The sequence below is a fragment of the Pseudomonas sp. B20 genome, assembly GCF_020515755.1.
Classification (GTDB): Bacteria; Pseudomonadota; Gammaproteobacteria; order Pseudomonadales; family Pseudomonadaceae; genus Aquipseudomonas; species Aquipseudomonas syringae.
On the sequence record NZ_JAHPJG010000009.1, the window covers coordinates 32,686 to 51,693 of the forward strand.

The following is a 19,008-nucleotide window of genomic DNA, read 5'->3' on the forward strand; positions in this document are numbered from 1 at the left end:
GTGTCGCTGCTGATACGCGAATACGCCAGTCCGGCGTTCCGGCCAGCGTCGTGTGCAGAATGCGAGGGTATAGAGGTGTAACGGGGCTGATTGGTTCGCGCAAGCTGTGCCGCGGCTGTGTTTTGCTGAAACCTGCCGCTGTCAGGCCTGTTTCACGGGCTGCGCGTTGAGTACATCCGACGGCGAGGCGTCGGCAAAACGGTCGACCTGGCGCAACGATTTGAAGCCCGTCATCCAGGCGCCGACCACGCCCAGCGTGCAGACACCCCCCATAATTGCGGCAGGAATTGCGCCGACCAGCGAGGCGCTGGTGCCTGCACGGAACTCGCCCAGCTCGTTGGAGGAGCCAATAAACAGCATGTTCACCGCATTGACCCGGCCGCGCATGTTGTCCGGCGTCGAGAACTGCACCAGCGCCGAACGGATGAACACGCTGACCATGTCGGCCGCGCCCGCGATCAGCAGGGCCAGGCACGACAGCCAGAACAGGGTAGACAGTGCAAACACCAGATTCGCTACGCCGAACAGGCCGACGGCGAGAAACATGGTCATGCCGACGTTGCGCTGCAACGGGCGGATGCTCAGGTAAATGCCCACGCCCAGTTCTCCCAGGCTCATCGACGCCCGCAGCATGCCCAGCCCTTGCGGCCCGAGGTGCAGCACTTCATGGGCGTAGATCGGCAGCAGCGCCACCACGCCGCCGAGCAGCACGGCGAACAGGTCCAGCGAAATGGTGCCAAGTATGATCGGCCGCGAGCGAATGAAAGCAATGCCTGCGGTGAACCGGCCCCAGGCGCTGGAGCCCAGTTCCACCGGCTTGCCGGCAAAGGGCGTTGCCACGGGGGCCAGAAACAGGATGCCGGCTATGAATGCTGCGACGCAGACCGAATAGGTCAACTCTGCGCCGCCCAGCCAGTAAAGATAGCCACCGATCAGCGGGCCACCGACGGTCGAACAGCGCATGATCACGCTGTTGGTGGCGATGGCCGAGGCAAGCTGGTCGCGCGGGACAATCTGCGGCAACAGACTTTGCAGCGCCGGACCGGTAAAGGCGCGGGCGCAGCCGTACAGCATCAGCGCGCCGTAGATCAGCCGCAGGTCTTGCAGCTTCAGCGCCGAGAACACCAGCAGAATGACGCCACAGATCGCCTGCACACCCCAACTGAGCATCAGGATGACCTTGCGGTTGTAGCGGTCAATCAGATCCCCGGCAGGCATCAACAGCAGCAACATGGGAATGAACTGAGCAAGACCCACATAGGCCAGCGCCATCGGCTCGCGGGTCATGTCATAGACCTGCCAGGCAACGACCACCGCCTGAATCTGCATGGCAAACACGGCCATCAGGCGCGAGAGGATAAAACTGACGAAACCGGGCTGGCTGGACAACTTGACCGGTACAGAAGGCGCGGAAGACTCGGAGCTCAAGAAAAAGGATCCCATCGAAGCAGCTGATTCAGGTTTTGGTTTATACCCCAGCGTATCGATAGGAAGCTAATAAATATTCTGACAGTTTCGCGGTGATGAGCATGAACAGATGCACCCTTGCTCCTTATGCAGAGTGCTCACGCGGCGAACTTTTCTCTTGCAGGCGGCAGGCCAAGCATTCGACGCCACCAGACCACCGTAATGTGACGTGCAGGCGGTGTGAATTCGCTACGTAGCGTCGGAATTACTTCGCTGCTGAGCCATAGGCGCAATGCGCGGTTTTCCGGTACGTAGTGATGCACCAATAGCGCGTAAATGCCTGAATCGCTGATCATCAGGCATTTTTGCCATTCGCCATGACTGTGCAGCCACACATGGCGGTGTTGATCGCTGTCCAGTTTACGGGTCGAGCGCTCGTCCAGCGCCTTGCCCATCAGCCGAGCCATGTCCTGCAGGGAAAACCAGCATTGATACCCCAGGCGTACCGCACGCAGCGCACGGTGATGGCGGATGAATATCAGGGGTTCTACACAGTCGGTGCAAAGGATAAGTTTCGGGTCGGTCTTCATGGGGCACTCAGTCTTTGATGTTGAGTCACCAGCTGTCGTCGCTAAACAACAGGGTGGCGACTGTGCGCAGGTTAGCGAACCGGCCATCAAAGAAACCGGCAGACCCGAAGGCCTCCCACACACAGTCACCATAACAAGCACTCACGCATTGTAATGCGTGAGGCCGATTGCGGTGCACTGATGCTTTTGATGGTTCGGATCGCTAAATCCGGCCGCTGATTCAGCAGCGACGGCACGTAGACTAGAGTGGGGTTGGCGTGTGGACAAGTAGTCAACCGCGGGATCAGATTAGTCCTACATGTTGTAGCTGCTTATTCCCACAAATGAGGCTCAACGATGTCCAGCCAGAGGCACAGCGCTCGAAGGACATTTGAGCAAGTTGGCGCGTTGTAAGAACTTTCCGAATTTCACGGGTTTGATGTGCAGCCCCAAAACTCTTGCATGCCTTCTGGTAGGTTCCATTGGCAATGGGCTGTATCAAGAGTTGTCAGGGAGACACTGAATGTTGTTTTTCCACATGCTGCCTTCGTGGAGTGAGCTGCGACAAAGGCTGAACCACGACATGGGGTATCAGCCAGGCGGCCACTTTCGCAATCAACGTAACGAACCTGCACCTTCGCGATCGCTGATCATTCGTCGTTTTGATTGCGTAAGAAGGGCATTCGTCCTCGCTGAATGGGAGGCTGGTCGCATATTGGTACAGCGTTTTTCGGACCTCGACATCGCCAGCATCATCAAGGATTTGATCAATGTTGTTGCCCAGACGGCCATGATTGTAGTGGGCAGTGCCTTAACCGGAGGCTTGATAGGCGCAGGGGTTGGCTCAGCTTTCTTCGGGGTAGGTGCTTATCCCGGTGGCGCTCTCGGCACTGCGCTGGGATTACAGACCAGTACCTTCATTTTGGGAGTGCTGGGTCTGAAGTCCATCGCCGAGTACGTGGTCGATGGATTCCCGCGCATCGTCGGCTATTACTTGAGCGGCATCAAAACAGCATGGCAAGGGCCTCGCGAACAAGGGCTAAACCCGTTCATGAGCGACGATCCTTACGCCCAGAACAGCGCCACTCAAGACATCGCAAAAGGGCACGTGGAAGTCGTGCTGCTGTTGTTGGGCGCAATGGTTGAATACCTGACACGTGGCCGAGGCGACGCACGCCTTCTCGCGCAGGAAATGCGAGCCAGCCCCAGAGGCGAACGACTGGGGCAGTGGATGCTGAAGCATGAGGATGCACTGAAGAAGCGACCTGATTTGCAGAGGCCGGGGTCGAGCAAGAGTACGCTGGATGCTCAAGACGCTTTTACCCCCGTACCGTACTCTAACCGTGAAGGCGAAAAGAACCTAGAAAATGCAAAAGGCATAATCAAAGCGAGTGAAACTATTGGTCAGCCTGTAGAGGCTGTGATAAACGGACGCAAACGGCTGTTACGCGTTGATATCGAACCCAATGGTAAGCTTCAAATACAATCGGGTGGAGGAAAAGACTCCATCGTGGATTTCAGGCCCGATCTTTCCAAGCCGCTGGCCCCTCAGATCGATAAAGCCTTTAAACGCCTGCCTCAGTCCGTAAGAGATGAGTTGATCCGGAATGCGGAGAAAGGTCTGAAACGCTTGCAGGAAACGGGGAATATGTAATGACTGATAAATACGCTGTTGCTTTGGAATCGGGTGGCGTGTTGCCCGAAAGAGAAAATTTGATCCTCCAGGCATGGGGCGATGTACCGGTCTCGTATGTTCAAGATGAAGAATTTTTAAGTGCCTGCAGTTTTCTAGATTTGAAGATAAATAAATGGGAGGTCAATAAGCAATGGAGTACTCAGCAAGAAAGTGAACCTTGGATCAGGATGGAAATACTCAGAGGTCAGGCGCTTGAGGACTATTTTCAACACGATGGCAAAACCCTGCGTAATGCGGGTCAGTACAAAGCGCTGCTCATACTCGAACTGGACGAGGGGGGCGTGGAAGTTGATGGTTTCTTGTTCATGCGCCTAATCTCAGTCTTTAGTGAAAGTTTTAAGGTTTACCGTTTTTGCGATGGTGTTCAGGAAGTTGATGAAAAGGCCCTTGCTTCTATATCGGCACGAAATACTGTTATGGAGCGATTGGTTGGGTGCTGGTAACTATAGAGATTAAGAATCTCCAGGTAAATATCGAGGGTCGCTTGGGGCGCGGCTGAGCTGCCACTATATTTATTTTTCTGGTGCTAGATAGGAAGCGAGAAACGATAGGACGCGAAGCGTCCAGAACTACATACCGACGCGTAGCATCGGCACGATAGTCCGTCAGAGGAGGCTCAGCGCCTAACCAGCAGCACGCCTGATTCCATGTGGTGGGTGTACGGAAACTGATCGAACAGTGCGCAGCGCTCGACCCGGTGGGTGTCGTGCAGTTGGGCGATGTTGGCGGCCAGGGTTTCCGGGTTGCAGGATATGTACAGAATGCGCTCGAAGCGCCGGGTCAGTTCGCAGGTGTCCGGGTCCATGCCGGCGCGGGGCGGGTCGACGAACACGCTGCCGAAATCGTAGCTCTTCAAGTCCACACCGTGCAGACGGCGGAACGGGCGCACTTCATTCAGGGCTTCGGTCAGTTCTTCGGCGGACAGGCGCACCAGCGTGACGTTGTCCACGCCATTGTCATCCAGGTTGCTTAGCGCCGCATTGACCGAGGTCTTGCTGATTTCGGTCGCCAGCACCTTGCGCACGCGGGTGGCCAGCGGCAGGGTGAAGTTGCCATTGCCGCAATACAGCTCCAGCAGGTCGTCCTGCCGCTCGCCCAGGGCGTCGAAGGCCCAGTTGAGCATCTTGCCGTTCACCGTGCCGTTGGGCTGGGTGAAAGCGCCTTCCGGTTGCCGGTAGCTGAAGGTGCGGCCAGCCACGTCGAGCTTCTCGGTCACGTAATCATGGCCGATGACCAGCTTCTGACCCTTGGAACGGCCAATCAGGCTGACGTCCAGCTCGGCGGCCAGTTGCTCGGCTGCGGCCTGCCATTCGGCGTCCAGCGGGCGGTGATAGCACAGGGTGATCATCGCGTCGCCTGCCAGCGTGGTCAGGAAGTCCACCTGAAACAGCTTGTGGTTCAACGTCGGGCTGGCTTCCCAGCGCTCGCGCAGCACCGGCATCAGCGCGTTGATGCGCTCGCTGGCGATTGGCAGGCCTTCGAGCAGGATCGGCGTCCTGTTGTCGCCCGGCGCGAACATCGCGTAGTAGCGCTTCTGGTCTTCGCGCCACAGGCGGAACTCGGCGCGCAGCCGATAGTGTTCGCGTGGCGAGTCGAACACCTGCGGTTCGGGTGCATCGAACGGCGCCAGCAACTCGCGCAGGCGAACGGCTTTTTCTTCGAGCTGACGGTCGTAGCTCGCAGGATCGAAGGGAACACTCATGCGTTGAACCAGCCCAGCTTGATCACGAACAGGATCGACAGGATCACCAACGCCGAATTCAGCTCGCGCCAGCGTCCCGACAGCAGCTTGATCGCTGTCCAGGAAATGAAGCCAAAGGCAATGCCGTTGGCGATGGAGTAGGTGAATGGCATGGCCAGGGCCGTGATGACTACTGGCGCTGCGACCGTGATGTCATCCCAGTCGATTTCCGCCATGCCGGACGCCATCAACACGGCGACGAACAGCAGCGCGGGTGCGGTCGCGAAGGCGGGCACGCTGCCGGCCAGTGGAGCGAAGAACAGCGCCAGCAGAAACAGCACGGCGACCACCACGGCAGTCAGACCTGTGCGGCCACCGGCACTCACGCCTGCCGCCGACTCGATGTAGCTGGTAGTGGTCGAGGTGCCCAGCAGGGAGCCGGCCATCGCGGCAGTACTGTCGGCGATCAGCGCACGGCCCATCTTCGGCATGTGCCCGTCCTTGCCCATCAGCCCGGCGCGTTTGGCCACGCCGATCAGGGTGCCGGAGTTGTCGAAGATGTCGACGAACAGGAAGGCGAAGATGATGCTGACCAGACCGACGTCCAGCGCACCCATGATGTCCAGTTGCATGAAGGTCGGTGCCAGCGAAGGCGGCATCGACACCACACCGCCAAACGGCGAGAAGCCCAGGGCGATGGACACCAGGGTCACCGCTAGGATGCCGATCAGCACGGCGCCGCGCACCTTGAGGTAGTCCAGGGCCACGATCAGAAAGAAGCCCAGCGTCGCCAGTACCGGGGCGGGCTGCTTGAGATCGCCCATGCCGACCATGGTCGCCGGGTTGCTGACCACGATACCGGCGTTATGCAGGGCGATCAGCGCCAGGAACAGGCCGATACCGGCCGCAATCGCCGACCGCAGGGGCAGGGGAATGCTGTTGATGATCCATTCACGGATGCGGAAGATCGACAGGATGAAGAACATCACCGCTGAAATGAACACCGCGCCCAGCGCTACCTGCCAGCTGTGGCCCATGTGCAGGACCACGGTGTAGGTAAAGAAGGCGTTCAGGCCCATGCCCGGTGCCAGAGCAATCGGGTAGTTGGCGATCAGGCCCATCACCGTCGAGCCGATGGCCGCTGCCAGGCAGGTGGCAACGAATACCGCGCCCTTGTCCATGCCGGTCTCGCCGAGGATGCTCGGGTTGACGAACAGGATGTAAGCCATCGCCAGGAAAGTCGTGACGCCCGCAAGAATCTCGGTTCGCACGTTGGTGTTGTGTGCCTTGAGTTGAAACAGCCTTTCCAGCATGTCTGGCTCTCCGTGACGCGGCGCGCGTCGTGAATGATCGACTCCAACAGCAATGCACAGACTGCAGGGCAGCCCGTTTGATTTTTGCGGGTCGGAAAAAGCCGCGCATCATACCAGCAGCTTGGCGGGATGGCTGCCTGTGGATGACGGCCTTTCGATGACAAGTACGCTCATCAAGAAAGCCTGAACGTTGCAAACCTCGCGAAGTCCCACCCCTTAAGACGCATAAAAAGTGCGCTAAGTGACCGCCTACCGTGAGGTTTCCATGAGTGCAACGACCCCGAACCCCCAGGACTTCGCCACCCACGCGATCTCCCTGACCCTGAACGGACAGCTCCGCCAACTGGATGTGCTGCCCTGGACCACCTTGCTCGACCTGCTGCGCGATCAGCTCGATCTGGTCGGCACCAAGAAAGGCTGCGACCACGGTCAGTGCGGTGCGTGTACCGTACTGCGCGACGGCACGCGCATCAATGCCTGCCTGACGCTGGCGATCATGTGTGACGGCGCCGAGCTGACCACCATTGAAGGCCTGGCCGATGGCGACCAGTTGCACCCCATGCAGCAGGCGTTCATCAAGAACGATGCGTTTCAGTGCGGCTACTGCACGCCCGGGCAAATCTGCTCGGCAGTCGGGCTTGCCAATGAGGGGCGCGCCAGCACGCGTGCCGAGATCCAGGAACTGATGAGCGGTAACCTGTGCCGCTGCGGTGCCTACAGCAATATCCTCGCCGCCGTCGAAGAGGCGCTGCCGCAGTTCCACAATGCAGCGCCGAAGCCGGAGGTGAACGCATGAATCCGTTTACCTACAGCAAGCCGACCGACATCACCGCAGCGGTCAACCTGAGCGGACCGGCCACGCGTTTCATTGCAGGCGGCACCAATCTGCTCGACCTGATGAAAGAAAATGTCGCCACGCCCGAGCACCTGATCGACATCACCGGCCTGCCTTTAAGGGATGTCAGTGAAACCGCCTCGGGCGGTCTGATGATCGGTGCGTTGGTCAGCAACGCCGACCTGGCCTACCACCCGCTGATCGAAGCGCGTTACCCGCTGCTGAGCAAAGCCGTGCTGGCCGGTGCTTCGCCGCAGCTGCGCAACATGGCCAGTACCGGCGGCAACCTGCTGCAACGCACTCGCTGCTATTACTTCTACGACACCGGCGTGCCGTGCAACAAGCGCGAACCCGGCAGTGGCTGCCCGGCGCGCACGGGCCTGAATCGCATTCACGCGATCCTCGGTGCCAGCGAAGATTGCGTCGCGACTCACCCGTCCGACATGTGCGTGGCCCTGGCTGCGCTGGAAGCTGTGGTGCATGTTCAAGGACGTGCCGGTCGCCGCACCATCGAGTTCGCGGATTTCCATCGCCTGCCGGGTGATGCGCCGCAGCGTGACAATCAGTTGGCCGACGATGAGTTGATCGTCGCCGTCGAGCTGCCTGCAAACGGCTTTGTCAGCCACAACGCTTACCTGAAGATCCGCGACCGTGCGTCCTACGCGTTTGCCCTGATATCGGTGGCTGCCGCCATCGATCTGGACGGCGACGTGATTCGCGACGTGCGTCTGGCATTGGGCGGCGTCGCGCATAAACCGTGGCGCGACAAGGCCGTCGAGGCACTGTTGGTCGGCAAGCCGGTCACCCGCGAGAACTTCGCCGCTGCCGCAGACGCCATGCTGGAAGATGCCCAGCCTCTGGAGCACAACGGTTTCAAAGTCAGACTGGCCCGCCGCGCGATCATCCGTGCCTTGAGCGATGCCGCAACAGGAGGGAGCGCCCAATGAACCAGCCATTTTCGCCAATGGGCAAGCCTGTGGACCGCGTCGACGGCCGATTGAAAGTGACCGGTGGCGCACGTTACGCCGGCGAATACCCTGAAGAAGGGTTGCTGTATGGCAGCGTGGTCTCCAGCACCATCGCCAACGGTCGCGTCGCCAGCATCGATACAAGCGAGGCAATGAAGGTTCCGGGTGTGGTCGCTGTCATCGACCACACCAATCGTCCGTGGCTGGCCAGTTACGACGAAAACTATGAGGACGCCGATTCGGCCGACGGTTCTCCGTTTCGTCCTTTTTACAACGACAACGTGATGTACAGCGGCCAACCGCTGGCGCTGGTCGTTGCCGATACGCTGGAACTGGCCCGCCATGCAGGCTCGCTGGTGCGCATCGAATATGAGCAGCAGGAGCACCAGACCGATCTGCAGGCCATGCTCGACACCGCTTATGACGCGCCTGCCGAGTTGCCGCCGCCGCGTGGCAACTTCGAAGGTGAACTGGCCAGCTCGGCGTTGAGCGTGGACGTGACTTACAGCACGCCCAGCGAATACCACAACCCGATGGAACCGCATGCGTCGACCGTCCTGTATCAGGCCGACGGCAGCTTGCAGATTCACGACAAGACCCAGGGCACGCAAAACTGTCAGGACTACCTGCACAAGGTCTTCGGCCTGGAAAAAGACAAGATCCGTGTACTGGCCGCCTTTGTCGGTGGTGCTTTCGGTTCTGGCCTGCGCCCGCAATATCAGTTGCCGCTGGCGGTGATGGCTGCACTGCACCTCAAGCGCTCCGTGCGTCTGACGCTGACCCGGCAGCAGATGTTCACCTTCGGTTATCGCCCGCGCACCATTCAGCGTCTGCGTCTGGGCGCGGCTGCCAACGGCCGTTTGCTGGCGGTCGGTCATGAGGCGATCGGGCAGACTTCGCGTTTCGAGGACTTCAGCGAGCACGTCGTGGAGTGGAGCGGCATGCTCTACCACTGCGACAACGTGCAGTTGACCTACAAATTGGTCCCGCTGGACGTCTTTACACCGCTCGATATGCGTGCGCCAGGTGCTGCCCTGGGCATGATCGGCCTGGAATGCGCCATGGACGAGCTGGCTTACGCCTTGGCCATCGACCCGGTGCGCCTGCGCCTGACCAACTACGCCGAGCGCAACGGTAACGAAGACAAGCCGTATTCGAGCAAGGAATTGCGCGAATGCTACGCCCAGGGTGCCGAACGCTTTGGCTGGTCCAGCCGCAACCCTGAGCCACGCAGCATGCGCCAAGGCCGCCAGCTGGTTGGCTGGGGCATGGCGGGTGGTGTCTGGGAGGCTATGCAGATGAAAGCCAGCGCCAAGGCGCGTCTTGAGGCGGATGGCACTTTGGTGGTCAGCAGTGCCACGACTGACATCGGCACGGGAACGTACACCGTGATGACGCAGATCGCTGCTGAAGCCTCGGGCATTGATGTGGAGAATGTCACCTTTCTGCTGGGTGACTCTTCGTTGCCGACCGCGCCTTTGCAGGGCGGCTCGTTTACCGTGTCTTCAGTGGGTACAGCGGTGCAGCAGGCGTGTCAGGCCTTGCAGCGTCAGGTGCTGGAAGTGGCCAAGGGGCTTCATCCGCAGTTCGCATCTGCCACGCCGGATGAGGTGCGTTTTGAAGCAGGCAAGCTGTACGTCGGCGAGCAGGCGCTGTCGATGGCTGAACTGGCCGCGTCTCAGGCCCACGGTGTCATCGAGGTGCAAGTCGACGCCGAGCCGGACAAGAAGCGCGAAGCCTATGCGGCAGCCACGCACTCGGCGGTATTCGTCGAAGTGCTGGTCGACGAGGATCTGGGCACTATCAAGGTCAATCGTGTGGTCAGTGCCGTCGCAGCGGGCAGGGTCGTGAACCCGAAAATGGCGCGCAGCCAGATTCTGGGGGGCGTTGTATGGGGCATGGGCATGGCGCTTCAGGAAGAGGCGATGCTTGACCACGACCTGGGCCGTCCGATGAACCACAGCCTGGCCGAGTACCACATCCCGGTGAACGCTGACATTGGTGATATCGACGTGCTGTTTGTCGAAGAGCACGACGACATCGTCAACGCGCTGGGTTCCAAGGGCGTCGGCGAAATCGGCATCGTGGGTGTGCCGGCAGCGATTGCCAACGCTATCTATCACGCCACCGGCAAACGGATCCGCGAGTTTCCGATCACGCTGGATAAACTGTTGTAACAGCGAACGTAAATCCAACGGCCCATCGTGCCAATGCTTTGCATTGGCACACGGCTAGTGAGGATGGGCGGTGCGGCGCAGATGTGACGCGGGGCGTCACGAACGGCATTCCCACGCGGAGCGTGAGGAACGATAGGTGCTCGCAAGGACTCCGCTTCTGCACTCGCTCTGCAGGTGAGACAACCCGCCACGCGACAATAGACCACACGACTACACTGGCTGAACAGGACTACTCTTTGATGGTCGATTGATCTGCGTCATTGCATTCAGGCAATGATCAGTGCATCGATCAGCGTTTTCGCCATTGGAAACGCCAGAATAAAGAAACATTAGCACTCATTACCGTGGGGGCAATCGCTGTTGGCTTGTGGCCGGCAGCACGTTTCATCTGAGAGAGGAACATCTTATGTTCGGTTTAGAGGCTATAGATCTCGCCCGGATTCAGTTCGCATTCACGATTTCGTTCCACATCCTGTTTCCTGCCATCACCATCGGTCTGGCAAGTTACCTGGCTGTGCTCGAAGGTCTGTGGCTGAAGACCCGCGATGACGTCTACCGTGACCTGTACCACTTCTGGTCGAAGATTTTTGCAGTCAACTTCGGCATGGGCGTGGTTTCCGGGCTTGTCATGGCCTACCAGTTCGGTACCAACTGGAGCCGCTTCTCCGACTTCGCAGGTGCCGTGACCGGGCCGCTGCTGACCTACGAGGTGCTGACCGCGTTCTTCCTCGAAGCGGGCTTCCTCGGGGTCATGCTGTTCGGCTGGAATCGTGTCGGCCGCAGACTGCACTTCTTCTCCACGGTAATGGTTGCCATCGGCACGCTGATCTCCACCTTCTGGATTCTGTCGTCCAACAGCTGGATGCAGACACCGCAAGGGTTCGAGATCATCGACGGTCGGATTATTCCCACTGACTGGTTCGCCGTGATCTTCAACCCGTCGTTCCCTTATCGCCTGACGCACATGGCCATTGCCGCGTTCGTGGCGACGGCGTTCTTCGTCGGTTCGTCGGCCGCCTGGCACTTGTTGCGGGGCCGCGACACACCTGCGGTGCGCAAGATGCTCTCGATGGCCATGTGGATGGCCCTGCTGGTGGCGCCTGTCCAGGCTGTCGTTGGTGACTTCCACGGTCTGAACACGCTCAAGCATCAGCCTGCGAAGATTGCTGCCATTGAAGGTCACTGGGAGAACGTCGGTGACGAACCGACCCCGCTGATCCTGTTCGGCATTCCCGACATGAAGGAAGAACGAACCAAGTACGCGGTGGAAATTCCGTACCTGGGCAGCCTGATCCTGACCCACAGTCTCGACAAGCAAGTGCCTGCGCTCAAGGAATTCAAGCCCGAGGATCGCCCTAATTCGACGATCGTGTTCTGGTCGTTCCGGGTCATGGTCGCCCTTGGCATGCTGATGATCTTCACCGGTCTGTGGAGCCTGTGGCTGCGCAAGCGCGGCACGCTGTATAACTCGCGTCCGTTCCTGTACCTGGCGTTGTGGATGGGGCCGTCTGGCCTGATCGCGATTCTCGCCGGCTGGTTCACCACCGAAATCGGTCGTCAGCCGTGGGTCGTGTACGGCCTGATGCGTACCGCGGATGCTTCGTCCGGGCACAGCGTGGCGCAGATGAGCATCACCCTGGTGTTGTTCGTGGTCGTCTACTTCGTGCTCTTCGGCACAGGCCTTGGCTACATGATGCGTCTGGTTCGCAAAGGGCCGAAAGCCTATGTCGAACATGTGCCTCACGGTGGTCCCGGCCAGCAACGCACACCGGCCCGTCCGCTCTCCGCCGCTGTTGAAGGCGAAGAAGATGGCGACAATCTTGACCGTCACGGCAAGGGGATTTAAGCCATGGGTATCGATCTTCCGCTGATCTGGGCCATCATCATCGTCTTCGGCATCATGATGTACGTGGTGATGGACGGCTTCGATCTGGGTATCGGGATTCTCTTCCCGTTCATGAAGGACAGTTCCGACCGCGACGTGATGATGAATACCGTCGCGCCGGTCTGGGACGGCAACGAAACCTGGCTGGTGCTGGGCGGTGCGGCGCTGTTCGGCGCATTCCCGCTGGCTTACTCGGTGGTCCTGTCTGCGCTGTACCTGCCGCTGATGTTCATGCTCATGGGCCTGATCTTCCGTGGCGTGGCGTTCGAGTTCCGCTTCAAGGCGACCGAGCTGAAGCGTCACTGGTGGGACAAGGCGTTCATTGGCGGCTCGCTGGCTGCGACCTTCTTCCAGGGCGTGGCGCTGGGTGCCTACATTGAAGGCATCCCGGTGGTCGATCGCCAGTTTGCCGGGGGCTCGCTGGACTGGCTCTCGCCGTTCCCGATGTTCTGCGGGCTGGCCTTGATCGTCGCCTATGCGCTGCTGGGCTGCACCTGGCTGATCATGAAAACCGAAGGCTCGCTGCAGAAGGCGATGCATGATCTGGCACGTCCGCTAGCCCTTGCGGTGCTCGCGGTCATGGGCGTGGTCAGCCTGTGGACGCCGCTGGCCCACGCGGATATCGCGCATCGCTGGTTCAGCATGCCGAACCTGTTCTGGTTCATGCCGGTACCGATTCTGGTGCTGGTGACCATGTACGGTCTGTTCAAGGCGGTGGCCCGCAATGCCCACTACACGCCGTTTCTGCTGACCCTGTTGCTGATCTTCCTGGGTTACAGCGGTCTGGGCATCAGCCTGTGGCCAAACATCATTCCGCCTTCGGTATCGATCTGGGCAGCCGCCGCGCCGCCGCAGAGCCAGGGCTTCATGCTGGTGGGCACGCTGTTCATCATTCCGTTCATCCTGGGCTACACCTTCTGGAGCTACTACGTGTTCCGCGGCAAGGTGACGGCTGCAGACGGTTATCACTAGTCCGAACCGAGGAGAATGACGATGTCTGGTAAAAATTCCATGCACGATCCTGATCCGGCGCTGAGCAAGCCGCTCTGGCAACGACTGGCCTGGCTGGTCGGAATCTGGGCGGGCAGCGTATTCGCGCTGTTCATCGTGGCCAGCCTGATGCGCATGTTCATGAGCGCAGCGGGCCTGACGACACACTGATACTGAATTCCCGTTCGTGTCTGCGGACACGTTTTGCGACCCTCTTGCCACTCGCGTGGCAAGAGGGTCTTTTTTTGTGCCGTGGGCGTGGGTTATTTGCGGGCTTTCAGGATCACGAATTTCGGCGTAGCGGCGACCTGTTCGACGCCGCGGAACAGGCGCGACAGCTTGGTGTGATAACCCAGATGGCGATTGCCGACAATGTACAGCGCCCCGCCGGTCACCAACGCTGCGCGCGCTTGAAGAAACATCCGCCAGGCAAGAAAGTCGCCGACCACTTGTTGCTGATGGAAGGGTGGGTTGCACAGCACCACATCCAGCGAATCAGGCTCCTGCATTTCCAGACCGTCGCCTGCGCGAACCTGTACGTCGCGATCACCCAGCGTCGCTTGCCAGTTCTCGGCTGCCGATTGCACGGCCATGAACGACTCGTCGACCAGTGTGTAGTGCGCCTGCGGGTTGTCCAGCGCACTGGCAATGGCCAGCACGCCATTACCGCAGCCCAGGTCTGCGACCCTTGCCGTGCCAAGGTTTTTCGGCAGATGAGGCAGGAAGGCCCGAGTGCCGATGTCCAGCCCGTCGCGGCAGAACACATTGGCGTGGTTGAGCAGTTCGATGGCCGGCTCATCCAGTCGGTAGCGCGTCGGGTAGGGCGAGGTCCGCACTTCCATGGGCTGTGGCGTGGCAAACAACAGCCTGGCTTTTTTCACTGCCAGCGAGGCCTGCACCGGTCCGACATATTCCTCCAGCAAGTCGCCCGCCGAACGCGGCAAATGCTTGACCATTGCCGCGGCGATAACCCGAGCACCGGGGGCCAGCTGGCCTTGCAGGCGTATCAGTTGCTCCTCCAGCAGCGCCAGGGTCTTGGGCACCCGGATCAGCACCCAGTCGAAGGGTCCCTGCAACGCTTCGCTGGCCGGAATGTGCGGTACTGCGTCGTAGCTCATGCCGTTGCGCGCCAGATTCTTTTCCAGCGCCTGCGCCGCCAGAAACGAGTCGGTACTGCTGATCACCGTGGCATGCGGCGCGAGACTTGCCGCCAGCGCGCCGAAACTGTCATTGAGCACCAGAACCCGGCTTGGCAGGCTCAGCCCTGTTTGTGCAACATGATTGAGCAGGTACTCGTCAGCGGCATCGAAGGCCTGCAGGGGCTCATCCTGTTGCTCGGGTTGGCGAATGAGATCAAGTTCAGCGAAGGGACTGATGAGCAGGGGCATTGGCGGGAGAACTCTGTGCAATCGAAGGTATGTCAGCGAGCCCGATGACAGGTGGGCTCGCTGAGGCAGACGATTTTACGTATTTTTTCGTTTCGATACCTGTCTGATTACGCGGTGATTGCCCGTTTTGTCAGAACATCCCGCTGAGTGCGGCTTGTACGGCGGCAGCCGTCTTGTTGCAAACGCCCATTTTTTGAATGGCGCTGGCAATGTGGAAGTGAATGGTGCGCTCCTTCAGGCAGAGGATCATTGCGATGTCGCCAGCTGTTTTGCCTTCAGCGGACCATTTGAGGACTTCGATTTCTCTCTGAGTCAGGTTTTTTGCTGGCGAGGACTGTGAGAAATTTATGTCCATTGTGTTCATGTAGCCTCCTTGCAGTACGTGTACAGACCTTGCTGGGTGTTTATCCAGTCTAGGAACAAATAGACCGCAATCCGTCGGGCTGCGGATTGGCCGGACGGATGGGCTGATGGCACTTGGCAGCGTGTTCTGTGGCGGTCGGCTGAAACCCCCGCGCGAGAAGGGTCGGGGTAATCGGCTCTGTGGATGTTCGACCCGGCAAGGGCTGATCCAAGAACCAAATACTCTAAGCGGCAGAGCCCGTTGCCGGGTAATCCATCACAAACAGCCGGTGTTTATCGAGCCTGCTTTGCGGGACACTGGGCTCTGCTTTCCATATTCAGGAGTTCAAAGCGCACCATGACCGTCAGTGACGACAAATTCACCCGACAGACACTGCAGCGTGTCACGCCGCTGACCGCGAACCTGTTTACCCTGCGCACCACGCGTGATCCCGGTTTTCGCTTTCGTGCCGGACAGTTTGCGCGTCTCGGGGTGACCAAGGCCGACGGCTCGGTGGTATGGCGTGCCTATTCGATGGTTTCTTCTCCGCACGATGAGTTTCTGGAGTTCTTTTCCATCGTGGTGCCGGATGGCGAGTTCACCAGCGAGTTGAGCCGCTTGCGTGAGGGCGACAGTCTGTTGGTGGAAAAGCAGGCGTTTGGTTATCTGACCCTGGATCGCTTTGTCGATGGGCGCGATCTCTGGCTGTTATCCACAGGCACGGGTGTCGCGCCGTTTCTGTCGATCCTTCAGGATTTCGAGGTCTGGGAGAAGTTCGAGCGGGTGATTCTGGTGTACAGCGTTCGTGAGTCGCGTGAGCTGGCTTATCAGCAGTTGATTGCCGAATTGATGCAGCGTGAGTACCTGGCTGAATACGCGGACAAGTTTCTGTTTCTGCCTACGGTGACCCGCGAGCAGCATCCGGGCGCGTTGAATGGGCGTATCACGCAGTTGATCGAAAACGGAGAGCTTGAGCGCGCGGCGGGCATTGCTCTCACGCCGGAGCATTCGCGGGTGATGTTGTGCGGCAATCCGCAGATGATCGATGACACTCGGGCGATTCTCAAGCAGCGCGAGATGCGCTTGAGCCTGTCGCGCAAGCCGGGGCAGGTGGCGGTGGAGACGTATTGGTGAGGGTTGGCGGCTAACTCGGCGTCCTGCCGAGTTGCCCCCGGATCAGCGCCAGGACTCAGCCATCACTTACGTCGCAATTTGCGTCGTCAGTGCCATCGTGGTTAGGGCCGATGGCCTGCAGGTGCAGGCCTTGCTCAATCAAAGCGTACGCGCAGGATCCACGGTAATGGGCGCTGCCGGTTTGCTCTGCTCTTTGAGCAGGTCGCGAATCTCGCCCAGCAGGACTTCTTCTTTGGAGGGTGTTGGCGGCAGGGTAGGGGCTTTGGCTTCTTCGCGTTTCAGGCGGTTGATGGCCTTGACGCCCATGAAGATCGCGAACGCGACGATGATGAAGTCGAGGACGGTCTGGATGAACTTGCCGTACGCCAGCAGTACCGCAGGTGCAGTCCCTTGCGCGGGGCGCAGGGTGACGGCCAGGTCGCTGAAGTCGACGCCACCAATCAGCAGGCCCAGCGGCGGCATGATGACATCGCCGACGAACGAAGAAACGATCTTGCCGAATGCCGCGCCGATGATAATACCGACGGCCATATCAACTACGTTGCCTTTGACCGCGAATGCCTTGAATTCCTTAAGCACGCTCATGGGGTAATTCCTTGTAGCAGATAAATTTGATCCGGATGAGTGTAGCCCAGACGTACTGTTGCCGCCCGTGCCACATTCAATCGACCGGAGTCGTCCGCGTAAGTTTTATCCGGTTTTCAAAAGCAGTCGTCGCCCAGCGACTGGCAGGTGTTGCAACCTGCGTTATCATGGGCGTTTTCTAACGACTGGGGTTGTCATGGCCAAGGCCAAACGCTTGTACGGCTGCACCGAGTGCGGCGCGACATTTCCCAAGTGGGCGGGCCAGTGCAGCGAATGCGGTGCCTGGAACACACTGGTCGAAACCATGATTGAAAGCGGTGCCGCCGCGCCGCCTACCGGGCGCACCGGCTGGACCGGTTCCCAGGCGCAGATCAGGACCCTGGCGGAGGTCAGCGTCGAAGAAATCCCGCGCTTCTCCACCAACTCCACCGAGCTGGACAGGGTACTCGGCGGCGGTCTGGTTGACGGTTCGGTGGTGCTGATTGGCGGCGACCCCGGCATCGGCAAGTCCACGATCCTCTTGCAGACGCTGTGCAACATCGCCCAGCGCATGCCCGCGCTGTATGTCACCGGTGAGGAATCCCAACAGCAGGTTGCCATGCGTGCCCGGCGCCTGGGTCTGCCGCAGGACAAGCTGCGGGTCATGACCGAAACCTGCATCGAGACCATCATTGCCACTGCCAAGGTCGAGAAGCCCAAGGTGATGGTGATCGATTCGATCCAGACGATTTTCACCGAACAGCTGCAGTCGGCCCCTGGCGGCGTGTCGCAGGTTCGTGAAAGCGCCGCCTTGCTGGTGCGTTACGCCAAGCAGAGCGGCACGGCGATCTTCCTGGTCGGCCACGTCACCAAGGAAGGCGCCCTGGCCGGTCCGCGTGTGCTTGAGCACATGGTCGACACCGTGCTGTATTTCGAGGGCGAGTCGGATGGTCGCCTGCGCCTGTTACGAGCGGTGAAGAACCGCTTTGGCGCGGTCAATGAGCTGGGCGTGTTCGGCATGACCGACAAGGGCCTGAAAGAAGTCTCCAACCCGTCGGCGATCTTTCTCACTCGTGCGCAGGAAGAGGTGCCGGGCAGTGTGGTCATGGCCACCTGGGAAGGCACGCGGCCGATGCTGGTGGAAGTGCAGGCGCTGGTGGACGACAGTCACATGTCCAACCCGCGCCGCGTGACGTTGGGGCTGGATCAGAATCGTCTGGCCATGCTGCTGGCAGTCCTGCATCGCCATGGCGGCATTCCCACTCACGATCAGGACGTGTTCCTCAACGTGGTAGGCGGCGTGAAAGTGCTGGAAACCGCCTCCGACCTGGCCTTGATGGCCGCGGTCATGTCCAGCCTGCGCAATCGTCCGCTGCCGCATGACTTGCTTGTGTTCGGTGAGGTAGGGCTGTCGGGTGAAGTCAGGCCGGTGCCCAGCGGCCAGGAGCGCCTCAAGGAGGCCGCCAAACACGGTTTCAAACGCGCCATCGTGCCCAAGGGCAACGCGCCGAAAGAAGCGCCGCCCGGCTTGCAGATCATTGCCGTTACGCGACTTGAACAGGCCCTGGATGCGCTGTTCGAGTAACCTCGCCCTGAGGATTATTCCTGCAGTTCGATCAAGGCTGCCAGTTCCCGATCCAGTTCCTCGGGGTCTCCGAGGTTCAATTCGACCAGCCGCCTAAGGTGGCTGATTGACTCCAGCCCAATGTGCCTGCAAACGAATCCCAGTTGCCGGTTGTTGTCATGGGTGATTTCGACATCCATTTTCACATGGGCATCGTTGCTTAGAATGATGTCGACTTCAAAGGGCTGCGTCTGATCACCGTTCCACGGATCAGGCCGGTCGATCAGCAACCCTTTGAGAGAAAGGTCGACCAGTTTCACTTTCCAGCTTTTGTCGCCTTGCTTCAGATCGGTCTTGGCATCAAAGGCAATACGTTTGAAACGACGGCGATCTGCAGGTGAGTCGGTCATCGAATGAACTCTCTTGTTGACCGCCACCGGAGTCAGCGCGCAGGTCGTTATCTGATCTATTCTGTTGCCCATGCACGATAGACC

At 59.6% G+C, this 19,008-nt stretch carries 18 protein-coding genes; 10 read left to right on the forward strand and 8 right to left on the reverse strand.

Annotated elements, in window-relative coordinates:
* Nucleotides 1-141: 141 nt before the first annotated feature.
* A complete protein-coding gene (locus LIX91_RS11745) occupies nt 142-1,428 on the reverse strand; it encodes an MFS transporter (RefSeq protein ID WP_226488520.1) in 1,287 nt (428 codons plus the stop codon).
* 137 nt (nt 1,429-1,565) lie between these two features.
* Nucleotides 1,566-1,997, reverse strand: a complete 432-nt coding sequence (locus LIX91_RS11750) for a Bro-N domain-containing protein (RefSeq protein ID WP_003340777.1) — start codon at nt 1,995-1,997, stop codon at nt 1,566-1,568.
* 502 nt (nt 1,998-2,499) lie between these two features.
* On the opposite strand from LIX91_RS11750, the gene LIX91_RS11755 reads away from it, so the two are divergent.
* Together LIX91_RS11755 and LIX91_RS11760 are read left to right on the forward strand one after the other, a co-directional pair.
* The gene (locus LIX91_RS11755) at nt 2,500-3,630 is read left to right on the forward strand and encodes a DUF6861 domain-containing protein (RefSeq protein ID WP_003419110.1); all 1,131 of its coding nucleotides are present in this window, start codon (nt 2,500-2,502) and stop codon (nt 3,628-3,630) included.
* Nucleotides 3,630-4,115, forward strand: coding sequence for a hypothetical protein (locus tag LIX91_RS11760; protein WP_032703253.1), 486 nt, complete (start codon nt 3,630-3,632; stop codon nt 4,113-4,115). The genes LIX91_RS11755 and LIX91_RS11760 overlap by 1 nt, the downstream gene beginning before the upstream one ends.
* A 173-nt stretch (nt 4,116-4,288) precedes the next feature.
* On the opposite strand, the gene trmA is transcribed toward LIX91_RS11760, so the two are convergent.
* Entirely contained in the window at nt 4,289-5,374 is a 1,086-nt protein-coding gene (gene trmA / locus LIX91_RS11765; RefSeq protein WP_003419108.1) for a tRNA (uridine(54)-C5)-methyltransferase TrmA, read from the reverse strand.
* Nucleotides 5,371-6,666 (reverse strand): NCS2 family permease, encoded by a 1,296-nt coding sequence (locus tag LIX91_RS11770; protein WP_003396212.1) that lies wholly within the window; start codon nt 6,664-6,666, stop codon nt 5,371-5,373. Before LIX91_RS11770 ends, trmA begins: the two co-directional genes overlap by 4 nt.
* Before the next feature lie 265 nt (nt 6,667-6,931).
* Between LIX91_RS11770 and LIX91_RS11775 the strand changes: the two genes are divergently transcribed.
* The 6 genes from LIX91_RS11775 to LIX91_RS11800 all read left to right on the forward strand — a co-directional run bounded on the left by LIX91_RS11775 (nt 6,932) and on the right by LIX91_RS11800 (nt 13,692).
* Nucleotides 6,932-7,462: a (2Fe-2S)-binding protein gene (locus LIX91_RS11775; RefSeq protein WP_003368718.1), complete on the forward strand. Its 531-nt coding sequence runs from the start codon at nt 6,932-6,934 to the stop codon at nt 7,460-7,462.
* Complete coding sequence (locus LIX91_RS11780; RefSeq protein WP_003419107.1) at nt 7,459-8,448, forward strand: FAD binding domain-containing protein; 990 nt, start codon at nt 7,459-7,461, stop codon at nt 8,446-8,448. Before LIX91_RS11775 ends, LIX91_RS11780 begins: the two co-directional genes overlap by 4 nt.
* Nucleotides 8,445-10,646 carry a xanthine dehydrogenase family protein molybdopterin-binding subunit gene (locus tag LIX91_RS11785; protein ID WP_226488521.1) on the forward strand — a complete coding sequence of 734 codons (2,202 nt, stop codon included), beginning with the start codon at nt 8,445-8,447 and terminating at the stop codon, nt 10,644-10,646. The genes LIX91_RS11780 and LIX91_RS11785 overlap by 4 nt, the downstream gene beginning before the upstream one ends.
* Before the next feature lie 406 nt (nt 10,647-11,052).
* Nucleotides 11,053-12,492 (forward strand): cytochrome ubiquinol oxidase subunit I, encoded by a 1,440-nt coding sequence (locus LIX91_RS11790; protein ID WP_003419102.1) that lies wholly within the window; start codon nt 11,053-11,055, stop codon nt 12,490-12,492.
* 3 nt (nt 12,493-12,495) lie between these two features.
* A complete protein-coding gene (gene cydB, locus LIX91_RS11795) occupies nt 12,496-13,503 on the forward strand; it encodes a cytochrome d ubiquinol oxidase subunit II (RefSeq protein ID WP_003419100.1) in 1,008 nt (335 codons plus the stop codon).
* Nucleotides 13,504-13,524: 21 nt separating this feature from the next.
* Nucleotides 13,525-13,692: a DUF2474 domain-containing protein gene (locus LIX91_RS11800; RefSeq protein WP_002555239.1), complete on the forward strand. Its 168-nt coding sequence runs from the start codon at nt 13,525-13,527 to the stop codon at nt 13,690-13,692.
* Between the two features lie 92 nt (nt 13,693-13,784).
* On the opposite strand, the gene LIX91_RS11805 is transcribed toward LIX91_RS11800, so the two are convergent.
* Both LIX91_RS11805 and LIX91_RS11810 read right to left on the reverse strand, forming a co-directional pair.
* The gene (locus LIX91_RS11805) at nt 13,785-14,909 is read right to left on the reverse strand and encodes a methyltransferase (protein WP_003419098.1); all 1,125 of its coding nucleotides are present in this window, start codon (nt 14,907-14,909) and stop codon (nt 13,785-13,787) included.
* A 130-nt stretch (nt 14,910-15,039) separates the two neighbouring features.
* Nucleotides 15,040-15,273, reverse strand: coding sequence for a helix-turn-helix domain-containing protein (locus tag LIX91_RS11810; protein WP_003419096.1), 234 nt, complete (start codon nt 15,271-15,273; stop codon nt 15,040-15,042).
* Between the two features lie 336 nt (nt 15,274-15,609).
* Here LIX91_RS11810 and LIX91_RS11815 point away from each other — a divergent pair, with 336 nt between their 5' ends.
* Complete coding sequence (locus tag LIX91_RS11815) at nt 15,610-16,386, forward strand: ferredoxin--NADP reductase (protein ID WP_004416059.1); 777 nt, start codon at nt 15,610-15,612, stop codon at nt 16,384-16,386.
* 138 nt (nt 16,387-16,524) lie between these two features.
* On the opposite strand, the gene mscL is transcribed toward LIX91_RS11815, so the two are convergent.
* Nucleotides 16,525-16,971 carry a large-conductance mechanosensitive channel protein MscL gene (gene mscL, locus LIX91_RS11820; protein ID WP_003313807.1) on the reverse strand — a complete coding sequence of 149 codons (447 nt, stop codon included), beginning with the start codon at nt 16,969-16,971 and terminating at the stop codon, nt 16,525-16,527.
* 196 nt (nt 16,972-17,167) lie between these two features.
* On the opposite strand from mscL, the gene radA reads away from it, so the two are divergent.
* A complete protein-coding gene (gene radA / locus LIX91_RS11825; protein ID WP_002555235.1) occupies nt 17,168-18,535 on the forward strand; it encodes a DNA repair protein RadA in 1,368 nt (455 codons plus the stop codon).
* A gap of 14 nt (nt 18,536-18,549) precedes the next feature.
* On the opposite strand, the gene LIX91_RS11830 is transcribed toward radA, so the two are convergent.
* The gene (locus LIX91_RS11830) at nt 18,550-18,924 is read right to left on the reverse strand and encodes a PilZ domain-containing protein (protein WP_003419091.1); all 375 of its coding nucleotides are present in this window, start codon (nt 18,922-18,924) and stop codon (nt 18,550-18,552) included.
* Between the last annotated feature and the right edge of the window lie 84 nt (nt 18,925-19,008).

Bases quoted from the DNA above. Each gene is read 5' to 3' on its own strand.
- cydB (WP_003419100.1), top strand. From the start codon at position 12,496: ATGGGTATCGATCTTCCGCTGATCTGGGCCATCATCATCGTCTTCGGC.
- LIX91_RS11780 (WP_003419107.1), top strand. From the start codon at position 7,459: ATGAATCCGTTTACCTACAGCAAGCCGACCGACATCACCGCAGCGGTC.
- trmA (WP_003419108.1), bottom strand. From the start codon at position 5,374: ATGAGTGTTCCCTTCGATCCTGCGAGCTACGACCGTCAGCTCGAAGAA.
- radA (WP_002555235.1), top strand. From the start codon at position 17,168: ATGGCCAAGGCCAAACGCTTGTACGGCTGCACCGAGTGCGGCGCGACA.
- LIX91_RS11785 (WP_226488521.1), top strand. From the start codon at position 8,445: ATGAACCAGCCATTTTCGCCAATGGGCAAGCCTGTGGACCGCGTCGAC.
- LIX91_RS11775 (WP_003368718.1), top strand. From the start codon at position 6,932: ATGAGTGCAACGACCCCGAACCCCCAGGACTTCGCCACCCACGCGATC.
- LIX91_RS11770 (WP_003396212.1), bottom strand. From the start codon at position 6,666: ATGCTGGAAAGGCTGTTTCAACTCAAGGCACACAACACCAACGTGCGA.
- LIX91_RS11830 (WP_003419091.1), bottom strand. From the start codon at position 18,924: ATGACCGACTCACCTGCAGATCGCCGTCGTTTCAAACGTATTGCCTTT.
- LIX91_RS11750 (WP_003340777.1), bottom strand. From the start codon at position 1,997: ATGAAGACCGACCCGAAACTTATCCTTTGCACCGACTGTGTAGAACCC.
- mscL (WP_003313807.1), bottom strand. From the start codon at position 16,971: ATGAGCGTGCTTAAGGAATTCAAGGCATTCGCGGTCAAAGGCAACGTA.
- LIX91_RS11760 (WP_032703253.1), top strand. From the start codon at position 3,630: ATGACTGATAAATACGCTGTTGCTTTGGAATCGGGTGGCGTGTTGCCC.
- LIX91_RS11810 (WP_003419096.1), bottom strand. From the start codon at position 15,273: ATGAACACAATGGACATAAATTTCTCACAGTCCTCGCCAGCAAAAAAC.
- LIX91_RS11800 (WP_002555239.1), top strand. From the start codon at position 13,525: ATGTCTGGTAAAAATTCCATGCACGATCCTGATCCGGCGCTGAGCAAG.
- LIX91_RS11805 (WP_003419098.1), bottom strand. From the start codon at position 14,909: ATGCCCCTGCTCATCAGTCCCTTCGCTGAACTTGATCTCATTCGCCAA.
- LIX91_RS11755 (WP_003419110.1), top strand. From the start codon at position 2,500: ATGTTGTTTTTCCACATGCTGCCTTCGTGGAGTGAGCTGCGACAAAGG.
- LIX91_RS11815 (WP_004416059.1), top strand. From the start codon at position 15,610: ATGACCGTCAGTGACGACAAATTCACCCGACAGACACTGCAGCGTGTC.
- LIX91_RS11790 (WP_003419102.1), top strand. From the start codon at position 11,053: ATGTTCGGTTTAGAGGCTATAGATCTCGCCCGGATTCAGTTCGCATTC.